At 57.8% G+C, this 15,369-nt stretch carries 14 protein-coding genes; 6 read left to right on the top strand and 8 right to left on the bottom strand.

The genetic code is table 11. The features are described from left to right. Positions 1-15 precede the first annotated feature (15 nt). The 5 genes from PHV01_RS06300 to rsmB form a co-directional block, all read right to left on the bottom strand. A complete protein-coding gene (locus PHV01_RS06300; RefSeq protein ID WP_337290305.1) occupies positions 16-1,287 on the bottom strand; it encodes an efflux RND transporter periplasmic adaptor subunit in 1,272 nt (423 codons plus the stop codon). A 139-nt stretch (positions 1,288-1,426) separates the two neighbouring features. Beyond that, the gene (locus tag PHV01_RS06305; protein ID WP_337290306.1) at positions 1,427-2,671 is read right to left on the bottom strand and encodes a TolC family protein; all 1,245 of its coding nucleotides are present in this window, start codon (positions 2,669-2,671) and stop codon (positions 1,427-1,429) included. A 235-nt stretch (positions 2,672-2,906) separates the two neighbouring features. Continuing rightward, positions 2,907-3,275, bottom strand: a complete 369-nt coding sequence (locus PHV01_RS06310; protein WP_337290307.1) for a hypothetical protein — start codon at positions 3,273-3,275, stop codon at positions 2,907-2,909. A 214-nt stretch (positions 3,276-3,489) separates the two neighbouring features. Beyond that, on the bottom strand, positions 3,490-4,074 hold the full coding sequence (locus PHV01_RS06315) for a PASTA domain-containing protein (RefSeq protein ID WP_337290308.1): 585 nt from the start codon (positions 4,072-4,074) through the stop codon (positions 3,490-3,492). Beyond that, positions 4,071-5,453, bottom strand: a complete 1,383-nt coding sequence (rsmB, locus tag PHV01_RS06320) for a 16S rRNA (cytosine(967)-C(5))-methyltransferase RsmB (RefSeq protein WP_337290309.1) — start codon at positions 5,451-5,453, stop codon at positions 4,071-4,073. The genes PHV01_RS06315 and rsmB overlap by 4 nt, the downstream gene beginning before the upstream one ends. A gap of 527 nt (positions 5,454-5,980) precedes the next feature. On the opposite strand from rsmB, the gene PHV01_RS06325 reads away from it, so the two are divergent. The 5 genes from PHV01_RS06325 (at position 5,981) to PHV01_RS06345 (ending at position 12,618) form a co-directional block, all read left to right on the top strand. Next, on the top strand, positions 5,981-6,787 hold the full coding sequence (locus PHV01_RS06325) for a glucose 1-dehydrogenase (RefSeq protein ID WP_337290310.1): 807 nt from the start codon (positions 5,981-5,983) through the stop codon (positions 6,785-6,787). 4 nt (positions 6,788-6,791) lie between these two features. Next, positions 6,792-8,882: a glycosyltransferase gene (locus PHV01_RS06330; RefSeq protein ID WP_337290311.1), complete on the top strand. Its 2,091-nt coding sequence runs from the start codon at positions 6,792-6,794 to the stop codon at positions 8,880-8,882. A gap of 1 nt (position 8,883) precedes the next feature. Continuing rightward, positions 8,884-10,470 (top strand): hypothetical protein, encoded by a 1,587-nt coding sequence (locus PHV01_RS06335; protein WP_337290312.1) that lies wholly within the window; start codon positions 8,884-8,886, stop codon positions 10,468-10,470. 153 nt (positions 10,471-10,623) lie between these two features. Next, positions 10,624-11,520: a glycosyltransferase gene (locus tag PHV01_RS06340; RefSeq protein ID WP_337290313.1), complete on the top strand. Its 897-nt coding sequence runs from the start codon at positions 10,624-10,626 to the stop codon at positions 11,518-11,520. A gap of 63 nt (positions 11,521-11,583) precedes the next feature. Then, entirely contained in the window at positions 11,584-12,618 is a 1,035-nt protein-coding gene (locus PHV01_RS06345; protein WP_337290314.1) for a hypothetical protein, read from the top strand. Between the two features lie 16 nt (positions 12,619-12,634). Here PHV01_RS06345 and PHV01_RS06350 read toward each other — a convergent pair whose 3' ends face one another. From PHV01_RS06350 to PHV01_RS06360, 3 genes are read right to left on the bottom strand one after another with little or no spacing between them, the layout of a single operon-like run. Beyond that, positions 12,635-12,805, bottom strand: a complete 171-nt coding sequence (locus PHV01_RS06350) for a transcription antitermination factor NusB (protein WP_337290315.1) — start codon at positions 12,803-12,805, stop codon at positions 12,635-12,637. A 10-nt stretch (positions 12,806-12,815) separates the two neighbouring features. After that, a complete protein-coding gene (gene fmt, locus PHV01_RS06355; protein WP_337290316.1) occupies positions 12,816-13,751 on the bottom strand; it encodes a methionyl-tRNA formyltransferase in 936 nt (311 codons plus the stop codon). Continuing rightward, a complete protein-coding gene (locus PHV01_RS06360) occupies positions 13,742-14,215 on the bottom strand; it encodes a Mut7-C RNAse domain-containing protein (RefSeq protein ID WP_337290317.1) in 474 nt (157 codons plus the stop codon). The genes fmt and PHV01_RS06360 overlap by 10 nt, the downstream gene beginning before the upstream one ends. Before the next feature lie 444 nt (positions 14,216-14,659). On the opposite strand from PHV01_RS06360, the gene PHV01_RS06365 reads away from it, so the two are divergent. Next, positions 14,660-15,343: a hypothetical protein gene (locus PHV01_RS06365; RefSeq protein WP_337290318.1), complete on the top strand. Its 684-nt coding sequence runs from the start codon at positions 14,660-14,662 to the stop codon at positions 15,341-15,343. The last annotated feature ends 26 nt before the right edge of the window (positions 15,344-15,369 follow it).

The raw sequence follows: 15,369 nt of genomic DNA on the forward strand, positions 1-15,369 counted from the left end.
AGATCCCTCTGGGGACTATTGACCTTGTCCCTGAGCGATTTGTTCTTTCAGGAACTCAGATTTCAACGTGAAGCTGCCCGTCGTCACGAGATGCTCATCCCCTGTGAGACCTTCGGCGACTTCCACGAGGTCTCCTGATGCGGGTCCAAGCTTGACCTTCCGCCGCGCAAACGTCACCGGATCGAGTTTGACGAAGACCGACGGTTGCCCATCGATCTGCTGAATGGCGGACGAGGGAATCGCTGTTACCGTCGCGCTTCCATTAACGACCCGGGCTCGAAGCCGGACGGTTGCGAACATCCCGAGTTTCAATTTCCCCTGATGGTTGGGGATCTCTACGCGCGCCTTAGCGGTCCGCGTTTCGGGATCGAGGAGATCGCTGACGTAGCTGATGGTGCCGCGAAAGGTGTCCCCCGGGTAGGCCTCGACGTTGATTTCAGCGGCTGTTCCACGTCGAACTTGGCCCAGGTCCTTCTCGTAAATATCCACCAGCGTCCAGACGCTGGAGAGGTCGGCGATCGCCAGCAGCTCTTTTTCGGGTCCGACCACCTCGCCGGGCGCCCCCTCCCGCTTGATGATCACGCCACTGATCGGCGCCCTGACGACGGTAGAGGAGGCCTCACGACGGAACGACTTCTCGTAGCTGGTCGACAGCTCGTCGATCTGCTCCTCAGTCATGCCGAATCGGTACAGCTTCTCCTTCACCCGTGCGATTCGCGCATGCCGATTCGCGACCGCCGCTTCGGCGACTCGCCGCTCCGCCTCCCGGATGTGGACCTCTTTTTCAGCAATGGCTTCTTTTTTCAGGAGCAGTTGCCCGCGATCCAGCATTTGCTGCGCATGGTGCAGGTTGGCCAGATCTCGCCGCAGATCGGCTGACTCGGCCATATAGTCTCCGATCGCCTCCCCCAGCTCGATGTTGTCGTACTCGAAGAGCGGGGCACCCTGGTTCACCAAGTCGCCAACCTGCACATAGACTCGGACGATACGCCCCTTGGCGATCGGTGCGATGTGACTCACGCGTGCAGGATCCGGCGCGATAGCGGCTGTGGCTTCAATGAGCCGGACCGGCGTAATACGCTGGGGCTTGGCGGTAGTAAATCCGAATCTGGTCTGAGTCTCGGTCGAGATCGTGATCTTATCACTTCTCTGCTCAGCCTTGGGCTCAACCTTTTGTTGTTCGTCTGGGGTTCGGCCGCAGGCCGCCAGCGCCAGCGCTGCCGCGATGATTGCCGTCGGCAAGGCACGAGCGTGAGGCGTGAGGCTGATGAATGAATGTACAATCATCGTAGGTCCCTAGTGTGCTGATTCTTCAATCTGTTTTACCCATTCCGTTCACCCTGAGCCTGTCGAAGGGTGAATCGTGTCACGGTGTTCCGTTCATGCTTCGACAGACTCAGCACGAACGGTAATTGTGAGATGCTGTCTACCGGCCGACGGCCGCCTCGACTTGAAACCTGGCGATGCTCAGTTCGTACAGGGAGCGGTTGTACAGCCGCTGGACCTCCCGGAAAGTTCGCTGTGCGTCCAGAAACGCCGTGAGATCGATGGCTCCCAGCTTGTGCGCAGCCTCGGCGATTTCCCGCGATTCTCGGGCCTTGGGCAGGTATTCGGTTTCCAGTCCTTCGAGGCGTCGGTGTTCGCTCTCAAACCTGTTGAACGCCTGATCTACCTCCAGGAGCGCCTGAGTTTCCGATCGCCTGAGTTGCAACGATTCTCGCTCCTCTTCAGCCTGAGCTCGAACGATGCCTCCCTGGTTCCGATTGAAGAGGGGCAGAGGGGCCGAGACGCCAAACATGACGCTGTCCTCGCTGAAGTTTCGCTTGTAGCCCACGAAGGGAAAAAGATTCGGGAAGCGCCGCGCCTGTTCGAGTCCGGTCTGTTCATGAGCCCGGACAAACCGCTGATGCTGAGCCTTGAGGTCCGGGCGGCTCTGCAGGGCCTCGGCATGGAGCGGTGCCAGACTGCCGACAGGTGCGCCCTTCGCAAGTTCTTCGGTCACATCGAATTCGAATGTCGGGTCGGTAACGCCGAGCAGCGTGAGCAGCGTGGCCTTGGCCTGTTTGAGGTTCAGCTCTGAAGCGACCACGTCGTCAAACACCCTGAAGCGCTCAACCTGCACACGCCTCAGTTCCGCCCCGGAGATCTCGCCGAGACGGAACTGCTCCTCCTTGGAGCGGACGGTCCGATCAAAGTCGGTCAGCAGGTCGCGGGCCACAGTAAGATCGGTCTTGGCCAGCACGATCTGGAAGTATGTCTGCTTAACCGTGAGCCTGAGAAGACGAGCCGTATTGTCGACGTTGGCCTCGGTCGCGCGAAGATTCGCGCTCGCAACGGCCATCTGCTGGGCGCGCTTGCCGGCTGTCTGAACCTCCTGACTGACTTCAAAAAAGAACTCCTGTCGATCGACAAATGAGCCCCCGCGAAACCCTTCTGATCTGAGCGAAAGCTGCGGGTTTGGGAGCAGCGCCGCGGTGGTCGCGTCTCCATGTGCGATCTGTCTGGTCGTCATCTCTGCCTGCAGACCGGAGTTTTGCCGTCCTGCGATCTGCAAGGCGTCGGCCAGCGAAAGCGTCCTCGGGAACTCCTGGAGTTGGGCGCCAGCAGAAAGAGGCGTACTACACCAGATCAAGAGAGGGACCACAAAACTGACACGGTGCATGTGTCTCATCTGTCTACCATCCTCAAAATAACATTGGACATACCCGACTCCTTATGACCCGCGTCGCTGGATGAGGAAGCAATCGTCATTCAGGGCTTGACCCGCCTGACCGTACTGGATACGGGGGAATCCAGTGCCTTTCCAGATCCCAACCTTCATGGGAATGACGAGCCTAGAATCAATAACGGCGCTCGTCCCCGCGGAGGCGGGGCGATGATGACCTTTGTAAGGTCTGGAAGAAAGATTACGCGTGACGAGGCGGTGGGGAGGTTGGATCGATTGTGAAGGAGAGAGGGGAGGGGGCAAGTTGATCGTTGCGTGCCCTGACGGATTCCGGAGGAGCGAAGCGGCAGAGAGGCGGATAATCGATTGGGCTGACCTCAAAATCGCAGTGCGGACTCGATGGGGTTGCGGGAGCAGGCCGGTCATCCGGCATTTCATGCGATTCGGAGGCTTGGGAGAACAGGTTGACCTGCCGGTCGTGAACGGGGGACAGGGTCCCAGGAATGTTCGATACATGGTAGTTGTCAGGATCGACCGCCCAACTATGCAGTGGCGGAAGGGCGATGCACACCAAAAGGAGAGTACGGGCAACGATTGACTGAATCTTCACGGCGTATAATCCCCGCGGACCTGGTGCCAACCCTGAACAGCCTTCAAGGCCTTGGGTGGATCTCATAGCTTAGCGCAGTCTATCAATCGATCCACCATCGTGTCAAGCTAGCACCGCCTCCGTCCCTGCATCTGTGAATTTTCCTCCGGCGACCGGGATGAACTCCCACTCGTAGCGCGCCGGGTACAGGGTCAGCTTCAAGACGCCGAACGTCTCATTGTTTCGTACTGTGCTGTTCGAGTAGGCTCAAGGAAGGCGGTGTGAGTACGGGGGGCGGCTCCTCAAGCGGACCAAGGCTGAGCAGTACAGCAACCGGGCTCCCCCTTCGAACAAGGGCGCCGGCCTCGGGATCCTGGGCGATCACCTCCCCCTTTGGGCGCTCCGACGAATGGACCTGCGCCACCCGGCCAAGGGTGAAGCCATAACGCTGCAGGAGCTGCTGCGCCTGGGGTAGCGGCAGTCTAGTCAGGCTGGGGAGTGCGACCGCGTCGCCCCCCTGACTGATCACCAGACGAACTTCGCTATTCTTTTGTACCCACGAGCCGCTGGCCGGCCGTTGGGACAAGATGGCATCCTTCGGGACCTGTTCGCTGTACTCCCGGCCGCTTACTTTCGGCTGAAGCCCCTGCCCGCGCAGCAGATCGAGGGCCGCCGTGGAGTCCATTCCGATGACCCGCGGAAGCTGGACCTTATCCTTTTCGGTAGCAAGCCACACCGTGATGGCGCCGCTCACGACAGCCACAGCGGTGAGGACCAGGGCCCACGCGAGCCCTTTGACCAGCAGACGGAGGAGTTTCATCTGTTGCCTCTGCGCAGTCGAATAGTATAGAAGCCATCAATTCTGTGGCGGTGCGGCCAGGTGCGAATAGCGCCCTTGGAATCGATCAGCTTTGCAACCGTGGCTGGAAGGCTGCCGGAGGGGTCGGCGATGGTAAACTCCGGGAAGTCACGCAGGAACGTCTCGACCACGGCGTCGGTCTCCTCTGGTTCAAGCGAACAGGTGCTGTAAACCAGGAAGCCTCCAGGTTTGAGGATCGGTGCGACACCATGAAGCAGCTCACGTTGCAGGTGTGCCAGGGCTGCCAAGCCCGCCTCTTGCTGCTGCCACCTTCGCTCGGGATGGCGTCTGAGGGTGCCGAGGCCGCTGCATGGCGCATCGACCAAAATCCTGTCCACCTGGCGCGTGAATAACTGCGCGGCCTGTCTGGCATCGGCCTGGACCGGGGAGACTCGATCGAGACCCAGGCGTGCCTTGGCCTCTTGGAGGCGTCGGTGGGCGCGAGCACTCGGGTCGAGCGCAATGACTCGGCCTTTTCCGGCGAGTTGACCCAGAATCAAGGCCGTTTTCCCGCCGCCGCCGGCACAGGCATCCAATACGACGTCGCCGGGCTGGGGATCCAGCAGGAGGACCGGTAGGGCCGCCGCCTCGTCCATCGGGAAGTACCAGCCGTCCGCGAATGCCGGATCGCGCAGCGCCTCAGCGCCATCTTTGAGGTGAAAGGCGCCAGGGACGAACCGGCCCGGCGTCACCGATCCCGAGATCTTGGAGAGGCGCTCCTGGACCTCCTCGGGCTGACGCTTGAGGCGGTTGACCATAACCGACAGCGCCGGGGTGTCGTTGTTGGCTTGCAAAAGCGCTTCGGTCTCTTCGGTCCCCAGCCGCTTCAGCCACCGGGCAACCAGCCACGGCGGGTGCGACCAGCGCGCCGCGAGGGCGCCGACCGGATCGTCGGACGGATCAGAAAAGTGGATCGTGGCATGGCGCTCCAGCAATCGACGCAAGATCGCATTGACGAAGGCTTTAGCGACAGGCTTGAGGTGGCTGCGCATGACTGCTTGAGTCAGGGCGACGGTCTCGTTCACGGCGGCATAGGCCGGTATGCGCGTCAAGAAGAGGATCTGGTAGGCGCCAAGGCGCAGCAAACGGCGCAGCGCCGGATCGACCCTGTCCCAGGGGCGGTCGGTCACGGCGGCCAACAGGTAATCGAGACGACCCTGCCAGCGGAGGACGCCGTACGTCAGCTCGGTTGCCAGCGCCCGATCCTGTGACGAAAGGCGCGAACGCTTCAGCCTGGCGTCCAGCAACAGGCTGGCGTAAGCCTGCTGTTCCTCCACCTGGGTCAATATCTCAAGTGCGAGACGCCGCGCGTTGATTGGCGCAGCACTAGAGCGAGCCAAAGATGTCACCGATGCGGACACGGTATCCCCTCGCGAACTCTACAGCCGTCATAGCGTGCCGGTTCTCCGGTTGCACCTGGGACCGTCACAGACCCCCCTGTCCGAAGCCAATTGGCGAACCGACCCAGCATCGGATCGGCCACGAGCGTTCTCACATCGACCTCTAATGCCTAAGATAGCATAAGCCCTGTGTGCTCATGAGGCGGAAATCGAAAAACCAAGTCCTAGGGGACATGATCTTTTGGGGGAGGGGGAAATGTGCATCTTTGGGTGGCGCTCGCGCAATAGTGCCTTGTCGGAAGAACGCGCTCCTGATAACATCTCTAGTCCGAAATGTGGAGGTCAGGGCCAACGTCGGCCAAGCTGATTACCATATTTCATGTACGTGTAGATCAACGTTGCCTGATATCTGAACTTGAGCGCGGTGTGCTGCTTGATGATGATGACCTGTGATGGGCAAGTGGCGCATCGTGAAATGATATCACATTGGGGCTATGTAAGGGTGTGCTAGCCTGATGAGCGACTGTATGGCCTACCAACCACTGAGAGGACAGAAGGCCCTTGTGACCGGGGCCAACTCGGGAATCGGGGAGGGCGTAGCCCGAGCTCTGGCTGCAGCCGGCGCAGCAGTGGCGATCAACTACATTACGAACGCTGAGGTCGCCTATGCGATTGTGAACGAACTTCAAGCGAGCGGAGTTGACGCAATGGCCATCCGGGCTGACGTGTCCAAAGAGGACGAGGTTCGAGCGCTGTTTCGGGACGTATTTGCCGCCTGGGGGACCCTCGACATCCTGGTAAACAATGCGGGGGTCCATCGCGATGCGTCAATCACCGAGATGACTCTAGACCAATGGGAATTCGTGCTACGAGTGAACCTGACCGGGATGTTCCTCTGTGCACGCGAAGCAGCTCGTGAGATGATTCGGCGAGGGGTTCGGCCTGAGATCTCGCGGGCGGCAGGGAAAATTATCTGCATTTCGTCCGTGCAAGAGAAGATCCCATGGGCGGGCCGGGTCAACTACACGGCTTCAAAGGGGGGCGTAAAGCTTCTGATGCAATCCTTGGCAAAGGAGCTGGCACCGCACCGGATCAGGGTCAATTCGATCGCTCCCGGTGCTGTCCAGACGCGAAATAACCGCCGCACCCACGAAACGCAAGAAGAATTAGAACGGTTGCTGAGGCTGATTCCTCACGGACGCATCGGACTCCCTGAGGATATTGGGAAAGCGGCTGTATGGCTCGCCTCCGATGACTCGGACTATGTCCTTGGCCATACCCTCTTCGTCGATGGCGGTATGACGCTATATCCAGAGATCGGTAGCGGAGCCTAGACAAATGAACCTGGGAATCGTTACGCCGCAACTCAGCCAATACGGAGGTTCGGAGATTTTCCTCTTGGAGTGCCTGAAAAGGTGGCAGGAGGAACTTGAGATAACGGTGTATACCCCCTCTTTCAGCAAGACACTGCTCAAGGAATTTGGAATAAGTAATAATGTAAGGGTGATCCCTCTTCCTTCCGGGGGGAGGAGCAGAGATGCTTTTTTCTACGACACCGTCATCCTCCCTCGGATCTGGGAACAGAAGATCCTTTCGCACGATCTCTACTTTCTTTACTTATTTCCCACGCACTTCATCCACCGAAAGCCCTCCATCTGGTTCGCGCCTGAACCTCTTAGAGCAGCCTACGACCTGAGACATCTTAACAGTTCGAGCGAACGAGAGATTGACGTCCATTTTTATCCTAACTTACACTATGACAGGGTCAGGGTTTCTGAGCTTGACGTGCTCTTACACATCATCGAGAAGCTTGACTCTACTCCCACCTTCGACCGGTTGGCCACCAATAGCCAGTCCATGGCCAGATATCTTGAAAATATCTATGGACGGAAACCTGACCGGATCGTGTATCCCGGAGTCAATCTACGCATTCCAACTTTCCCACCTCCTGTTTCCGAGCAGATTCTCTCTGTGGGGAGGTTGTGGAGGCACAAGAGGGTGGACCTCATCGTTAGGGCCCTCTCGCTTCTGCCTAAGGGTGAGTTGGCCATTGTCGGTGAAGGTCCGGAAAAGCTGAGCCTAAAGAGCTTGGCGCAAAATCTGGGCCTCAACGGCAGGGTAAAGTTCCTTGGACAGGTCACCCAAAAACGTCTAGAGGAGCTGTACGCAAGATGCGTACTGTGCGTATACACCCCCGTGCGGGAGCCCTTTGGAATTGTACCCCTGGAGGCTGCGGCAGCCGGAAGACCAGTGGTGGCCACCGAAGGTGGGGGCTACAGCGAGATCCTCAACGAATCGTGTGCCCGCTTTGTGCCACCAACGCCGGAAGGGATCGCTAAGGGGATGGAGGCCATCATTGAGGATCGTGCGCTTGCGCGAAGGATGGGCGAAGCGGGAAGAAAGATCGCTGCCCGGTACACCTGGGATCGTACAGCGGCTGACCTGCTTGGATTTTTCCGAGAAACCACTCGCAATGGCGGCAAGAAGAAGATCCGGCGCAAGACCCTGCTAGGGGCTCATTATTACCCATGGTACCGTGCCGGGAGGAATCCTGAGCATTGGAACGAGAACCAGGAGTTCGCCGCCGTCACAGACTTCCCCATCGATGGGCCCTACTCCTCCGATAATGACGCTCTTGTCCATCGCCATCTGACTCTAGCCCTGAATTCCGGGCTCGACTTCCTTGTGGTGAACTGGCAGGTCACCTTCACGGGACTCAATCCCACTGAAGTCGCCGCTACCAGAAGACTCTTTAATGCGGTCGAAGAAAAGGGCTACCCGATATCGATTGCGATCCTCCTTGCTATTAACGCCGACGATCCCAGGGTCATTGGCAGTGCCCTCCGGACTATCCGAAAGGAGTTCATTCCATTACCAGCCTACCAGCGGTTTCGCAAGCGGCCTCTCATCTGGTATTACCTTAGCAATCCCTTTATTGGGTATTTTTTTTATCACTACCACGATCTGATTGATCTGAATCGCGGCTGTTACCCTGTGGCCACGGGCGCTCTGGCCTACAATAAGTTCCTCCCGGGGCTCCTCAGGCAATTCTTCAATGGATGGTGTCTGTACTCTCCACTACAAGTGGGACCAAAAAAGATCCGGGAATCAATATGGCGGGACACGTATAGGGACTTCTCCGAGGCTGGGGGCCTTATTCGGGTATTTACCGTCTGCCCGGGGTATGATGACTCATCTCTTACTTCCGCCCAGAACAAAAGGAGTACGTACCGCATCCTACCTCGAGAAGGCGCCCGGACCTATCAGAGGATGCAAAAAATTGCGTTAGAGCTCACCCCTTCCCCAGACTTCGTTGTCGTTACTAGCTTTAATGAATTCCACGAGAACACGCACATAGAGCCTTCAGAGCAGTTCGGGGACGTCTACCTGAAGTTGACGCGGGCCTTCAAGGAAGCATTGAGAAAGTAAGATGAGGAGGTCCATACGACAACAGGTGCGGAGGGGCATCATTTATACCCACGGCCTTCCTGTGCTCGGTACGCTCTACCGCAAGGGGTGTCACCTAGGGACATGGGTGGTGGGGCGGCGACTGGTACGAATGCGAGGCGTGGAAAGCGTATTTCTACGGCACAGCCACCCCTCTTCCCCGATGTTCGTACCCGGACAGAGCGACCTGGATCTCACGCTGGTCTTCGAAGATGAGGCGGCTGAAGATCCATTCAAGATCAGGGAATGTTCCATGGAAATCGAGAATCTTAGTCGCCTGTTCTTTTTTGTCTGGCCTCCTGATGTCAGATATATATCGAGGAGCGATCTTTCTCAGTATGTTGCCTCGCCTTGGTCTCCGGAAGTCCTCTGTCAACCTGGGGATTGGATCTTGCTCGCCGGAAAGGAAATAAGGAATGAGAGATCCCATTTTGTCCTCCCTGATCAGATCCCCTGGCACCCGGAGTTCAACAAATGGTGGGGGAATATCCTCCAGTCCGATATATTTGCACTGCACAACAGCTTAGACATACGGTATATGCGGGCCTTCTACCGCGCGGCCTTGAAAAGCCAGCTCCATCTGCAGGCCGCGAGGGGGATGGTGACTGGAAGAGATGGGGGATATCTGAAAGACAGGATACCGTTAGCGCAATTCATCAGTGATCCTGATCTGGCGGCTATCCTGACAGACCTCAAAGAGCGGAACTTCTGGGCGGAGGACGCCGACAACCTGAAATCTCAGATTCTTCAAGCAGTTCTTCTCACCGTCGGAGACTTCTACGGTGACTGGAAGGCCCATCCAGAGAACATCAAGGAAACGTCAATCCATCCTCGATCTACGGAGGAGCCACACAGATCGTACTATGAGGAACTGAAACGCAGAATACAGAGACAGTCTGCACTCACCTCGATTCTGGAGGCGGCAGTCGCCTATCCCTCTCCTCACTGGTACCCGTATGAGTACCAAGTTGATCTCATCTGTCGGGACGGACTCTCGCCGGATGATTTCACGAAAGGGGTCAGGGCCCTCAGGCTTGGTTTCGGAGGGAGGACGTTTGCGATTGGGGCTGCTAATGCCCAGGTCACCATCACCCTGAACAGCATCTATCGGCATCCTTTGTACTTCCTGGGTTTGCCCTTTCCCTTTCTCAGAGAGCATATCCAGGAATTTGGGGCTGTGGTTTATGGAGCTCCGATAGAGGCTAATCGGGGGACCTTCAGCCGCGCCGACTTGACCCAATGGTGCCGCATGTATCTCCCTTTTCATGAGTTCAATTTCAAGTGTCGCCCTGAGTACTTTTCCAAAGATTGTAATTACTACCAACTAGCCAGCCTTCATCTTTTCCTCGAGACCGGTGAGATCCTGACCGACCCGCCTCAGATCCGGCAGGCGTACCTGGATCGATTTGTAACAGGGGATCGGGACAGGGCAGTCCTGGACTATTATTATCTCCACCGGGCCGCCACCCCGGCTTCTTCAGACCTGTATGCTGACGCCTTTACTTTTGTGTCCGATCAATATAGGAGGGTGAAATCACTGTTAATGGAGAGCACTGGGGCAACTCCTTGACCCTTCGAACCAGCGACTGGATTTGAGCACATCAGAAGAGGAGACGTTGTGGAGAATGTGATTCTCGACGAGAAGAAATTGGGTCAGGGCTGGTTTACCACCGAAATTGGCACGCGCGGAAAGCTCTTTCGTTGGACCTCAGCGCAATGATCTTTGGAGGGCATTCGTCTGATCTCCGTCGTCATCCCCTCCTATAACATGCGGGCTACCATTCGCCACTGTCTCCGGTCGGTTCTCGACCAAGACCTTGAGGCCCAGTGCGAGATCATCGTGGTGGACAGCTCGAGTGACGGGACCGATGACGTCATCCGACTGGAGTTTCCCCAAGTACTCTTGCTTCGTCTGGAAGGGCAGACATCGGTTGGGCAGGCGCGTAATGTGGGCGTGGACAAAGCCTCTGGCAGCTTTGTAGCTTTTACGGACGCCGATTGCATCGTTGCCAGGGATTGGCTGCGGCGGATGCTCTGGCGACATCGAGAAGGGGCGTATGCTGCCGTCGGCGGATCCATCGCCAACGGTACTCCCTGGAGCCTCGTAGGCTCAGCGGAGCACCTCTTCGAGTTCAACGAGTTTCTCCCTCAGGCTCCGGAGCGGCTGGTGGACAACATCCCCACCTGCAACATCTGCTACCGCCGGAGCGCGCTAGATAGAGCGCGATTCGACGTTGGGCTGGAGGGGGCAAATCTAGGGGCCGAAGACCTGATCTTGAACTGGGGTCTGACGCGAAGCGGCTTGAAACTACTGTTCGATCCCGCGATCCGAGTGATCCACCTGAACCGGACCCGTCTGCACTCTTTCCTGCGCCACCAGCACCTGCTTGGGCAGAGCTCGTGCTGGGCCCGGAAACGCACCGACCTCCCAGGTAGAATCTTTGCCGACTACCCGCTGCTTGGGCTGGTGTTGCCTATAGTCCGCTTGGCCAGGATCAGTTTCAGGCTTTGCCGATTCGATAGGATTGAAACGCTGCGCTTCCTGGCCCTTTCCCCGCTGATCCTTATGGGGGCCTCGGTGTGGGCGGCCGGCTTCATGCGCGAGGGGTTCCGACGGTAAGCCCTGGAGTGATGGCTAGCCAGAGGTTGAAATTATAGGTGTGATTTGTCCAGGATTCGAACGATGGAGATGACTGACGGTTTATCGGATTTATATTTGAACTTCTATGGCTGCATTGTGAAGGTTTCGAGCGACGAGCGCACGTGCCTGGATAATGTGCGTCGCGATTTTTTGTACTTTCTCTGTTCTCAGCCGCCGGAGAAACCTCTATCGGTCAGCATTCGACTCCATAAAGAGCCCCCCCCTCCGGTGCCGGCTCAAGCAAAACAAGTGTTCCAAACGAATGAAGGTGTCTGCTACGAGTACGAGCAGATCAGATATGTGGACTACTCGGGAAAAGCACTTGCGAGGTATGACTTCAGGTCGGAAGAAGGGGTAGGATTCAGCCTTGATGACAGCCTGCTCTACGAGATTAGCTATATAATGGTCCTCTCACGTATCGGCGAGTTGCTTGATAGAAAAGGGATCCACCGCCTTCATAGTCTTGCCGTGTCCGTGGATCGCTTTGCAGTCATTTGCCTTCTTCCAATGGGAGGCGGAAAAACCACGCTTGCACTGGAGTTAATAAAGGCGAATGATTGTTTTCTCTTGTCCGATGAAATTGCTGCTATTGATGGGTCTCTTCAGGTGTTGCCATTTCCCCTTCGGTTAGGGGTTACGACGACCGAACGGATTGACCCCAACATGCCAGGGAGGTACCTTCGTTCAATCACAAGGATTGCCTATGGGCCGAAGGTGCTGATTGATGTGGAATATTTTATTCAGAAAGTGGCGACCGAGCCAGCGAGATTAGGGGTAGTGCTGTTTGGGGAAAGAAAAAATTCCAACAAGCCGGAGCTGAAGAGGCTTTCTAAATTCGCCGCTCTTTATCATGTCCTCAAATATATCACCCTCGGCTACCAACTTCCTCAAACAAAGGCGTATTTTTTCAAGTTTAGCATAGGATATTTTATCACTCTCTTTACCATTCTTCTTTCGCGGCTATTGAGCGGTGTGAAAATTGCTCTGTCAGTCAAGTGCTATCGTTTTAAGCTTGCCGATAATCCACATAAAAATGCGCAGGTGATTGCCAGTGTTTTGCGGAAAAATGGATCTTGACTGAGTGGGTTGACTCTTAGGCATACCCCTGCCAGCGGAGGACGCCGTACGTCAGCTCGGTTGCCAGCGCCCGATCCTGTGGCGAAAGGCCCGAACGCTTCAGCCTGGCGTCCAGCAGCAGGCTCGCGTAGGCCTGCTGCTCCTCCACCTGGGTCAATATCTCGAATGCGAGCCGCCGTGCGTGCATCTGTATGCCTCTATGGAGAGCCAAACAGGTCGCCGGGTTTGACACGATACCCACTGGCAAACTCCGCTGCGGTCATGACACGACGGTTTTCCGGTTGCACCTGAGACAGCCACAGACCCCCCTGCCCGGCGGCGACCAGCACCCCCTTCGCGCGATCGATCGCACATACGGTGCCTGCAGGAGTGCCCGTTGCCATTTCTACTTCGGCTTGTAGCAGTTTGACGCGGCGTCCCCCGAAGCTGGTCACGGCTCCGGGCGCTGGACACAGGCCACGAATCAAGCAGTCGAGCGCTCGCGCATCGCGGGTCCAGTCGAGATGCGTCTCGTCCACGGTGAGCTTCGGCGCATAGGTCGCCAACCGCTCGTCCTGCGGGGTCGGGTGGACTGTCTTGCGTGCCACCTGATCGAGAGCCTGGCACAACAGCTCGGCCCCAATGACGGCCAGGCGCTCGCCCAGCGTGCCGGTGGTATCCCGAGGCCCGATCGGCTCTGGCTGCCGCATGAGGATCGGGCCGGCATCCATCCGCGCCTCGATCTGCATAATCGTGACCCCTGTGACGGCCTCGCCGTGGATGATGGCCCATGAGATCGGCGACGCGCCGCGGTACTTCGGCAGGAGCGAGGCGTGAAGGTTCAGGCAGCCTTGTGGTGGGAGGGTGAGGATCGGTTTCGGCAGAAGCTGACCATAGGCGACAACGACAATAGTCTCCGGTTGGGCTGCCTGCAGTGCCGATATGACCGCCGGCTCGCCGACCTTTTCCGGCTGCAGGACTGGAAGCTCATGCTCCTGGGCGGCGAGTTTCACCGGCGGCGACGTAGGTACGCGGCCGCGTCCGGCCGGCCGGTCCGGTTGGGTTACGACCATGCAGATGTCGTGACCTGCAGCCATGAGCGCTTTGAGCGAGGGTAGAGCGAACGTGGGGGTGCCCATGAAGCTCACGCGCATAGGCCGTTCCCTTTTTTCATAGCTGCCACGCGATCGAGCGTCTCTACCATCCGGGCGTAATGCGTCCCCTCCCAGTAGATCCGAAGACAGCCGGGGCAGCGGGCGAACCGCTCCTGGGTCTGCCAGACGAATACGGGGATCTCGGCGCGTACCTCGGTTTTGTCGACCGCCTCCAGAGGGAGGTTGCATCGCAGGCACAAACGGCCGATGATCCGGGGCGGCAACCCAAAGCGAGCCACAACCTGAGCAAGCTGCGCATCGTAGTGATCGCTCTCAATAAAGCAGGTCAGATGGGCCGGCAGGCGAGGCGGCAAGTGGGTGTCCCGGGTAAGCAGCAGCCGGTTCTCCGCCAGGACTAGCCGCACCAATCTGGCATCGTCGCCTCGCCAATACAGTGTGTCGTAGCCCAACAGACGGAGCCACTTGGCCAACCGACCGAGCATCGCATCGGCCACAAACCGCATCCTATTCCGTCCCTTTCGGCTTCTCCGTGTCCTTGGTGCATCTCTACCTATGCGCATCCTCACGCGCAGACGGCTGCGGCACATCGCCTACGTGTCACTATAACACACGAACGGGATTTCGGTATGGGTAGAGCAGGGGCTGGGCCTAAACGGGCTTCCGACAGCATCAGGCCTGATTGCCATGACCGGTCATGCCTGACTGGTACCCAAGCGCATAGAGTAGCTGGTGTTTTCGGAATCAAATTGTCAAGCTTTCAATCGCAAGCGCCGATACACATTACAGACCGCAAGGGAGCCCCTCGCCCACTGAAAGTACAGCCCTTACAAGGCTGGAATGTAACGCCGGGGATCACTTATCGAGACCTGCAGCCGGGCCCATAAAGGAGGAACGACACCAATGCTCTTGGAACATGAGGAGTTGCCGCCAATGGAAGGGGGATGCTGATGGAATCTACGTCGTATCGATATCCGCCCATCCTATCGTCCTGCTCCCGGCTTCCGTGCGTCATCTTGCAACTTATTAGACTTGCCGGCTTCTTCGCCATCCTGGGCATGATGTCTTTCACCGTTGTGGCGCTACCGACGGTCCATGCCGCGGCCGGAGACGGCGGAGGGCAAGCGGCCTACAACACGCCCTGCCGATCCGGTCTCGGCGTGACGAGCGCATTTGACGGCGCGCATCTCTGGTACGCCTGCGACGTCCGCGTCACGAACTTATACCGCACCGACCCCGAGGGCAAGGTTTCCGCCTCGTACACCATTGACGGCGGTCTCGGCGCCCTCATGTACGATGCAGAGCGCAACGGGATCTGGGCGGGCTGGGCAGATAGAGCGGGCGGGGCCGCCGCCGTTCGGTTCATCTTCCTGGACGCCGAGAAGAACGTGGTCGGATCTGTGGAGGTACACACCGTAGCGGATGTCGTTGTCTGCGGTAGGGCCACCGGGCTTGCCTACAACGCGCGGACCGACACTCTGTACATTAGTGATGAGTGTTCCGGGATGTTTCACGTGCATCCGGCTGAGCTCTTATCTCCAGGTTCTGTCAATACCATGGTCAGACCTGATAGTCACGTAACGATCCACAACTCCGGCGAGATCGAGCGTAACCAACTGGCCCACACCCACTGAACCGAAGAGACATAGCTGTAAGGCTT

This window comes from Candidatus Methylomirabilis sp. (assembly GCF_028716865.1).
In the GTDB taxonomy this organism is placed as follows: Bacteria; Methylomirabilota; Methylomirabilia; order Methylomirabilales; family Methylomirabilaceae; genus Methylomirabilis.

What these genes read in the sequence shown, in the direction of transcription:
- PHV01_RS06300 (WP_337290305.1), bottom strand. Translation starts at nt 1,287, where the DNA reads ATGATTGTACATTCATTCATCAGCCTCACGCCTCACGCTCGTGCCTTG.
- PHV01_RS06305 (WP_337290306.1), bottom strand. Translation starts at nt 2,671, where the DNA reads ATGAGACACATGCACCGTGTCAGTTTTGTGGTCCCTCTCTTGATCTGG.
- PHV01_RS06315 (WP_337290308.1), bottom strand. Translation starts at nt 4,074, where the DNA reads ATGAAACTCCTCCGTCTGCTGGTCAAAGGGCTCGCGTGGGCCCTGGTC.
- PHV01_RS06325 (WP_337290310.1), top strand. Translation starts at nt 5,981, where the DNA reads ATGGCCTACCAACCACTGAGAGGACAGAAGGCCCTTGTGACCGGGGCC.
- PHV01_RS06330 (WP_337290311.1), top strand. Translation starts at nt 6,792, where the DNA reads ATGAACCTGGGAATCGTTACGCCGCAACTCAGCCAATACGGAGGTTCG.
- PHV01_RS06335 (WP_337290312.1), top strand. Translation starts at nt 8,884, where the DNA reads ATGAGGAGGTCCATACGACAACAGGTGCGGAGGGGCATCATTTATACC.
- PHV01_RS06345 (WP_337290314.1), top strand. Translation starts at nt 11,584, where the DNA reads ATGGAGATGACTGACGGTTTATCGGATTTATATTTGAACTTCTATGGC.
- PHV01_RS06350 (WP_337290315.1), bottom strand. Translation starts at nt 12,805, where the DNA reads ATGCACGCACGGCGGCTCGCATTCGAGATATTGACCCAGGTGGAGGAG.
- fmt (WP_337290316.1), bottom strand. Translation starts at nt 13,751, where the DNA reads ATGCGCGTGAGCTTCATGGGCACCCCCACGTTCGCTCTACCCTCGCTC.
- PHV01_RS06360 (WP_337290317.1), bottom strand. Translation starts at nt 14,215, where the DNA reads ATGCGGTTTGTGGCCGATGCGATGCTCGGTCGGTTGGCCAAGTGGCTC.
- PHV01_RS06365 (WP_337290318.1), top strand. Translation starts at nt 14,660, where the DNA reads ATGGAATCTACGTCGTATCGATATCCGCCCATCCTATCGTCCTGCTCC.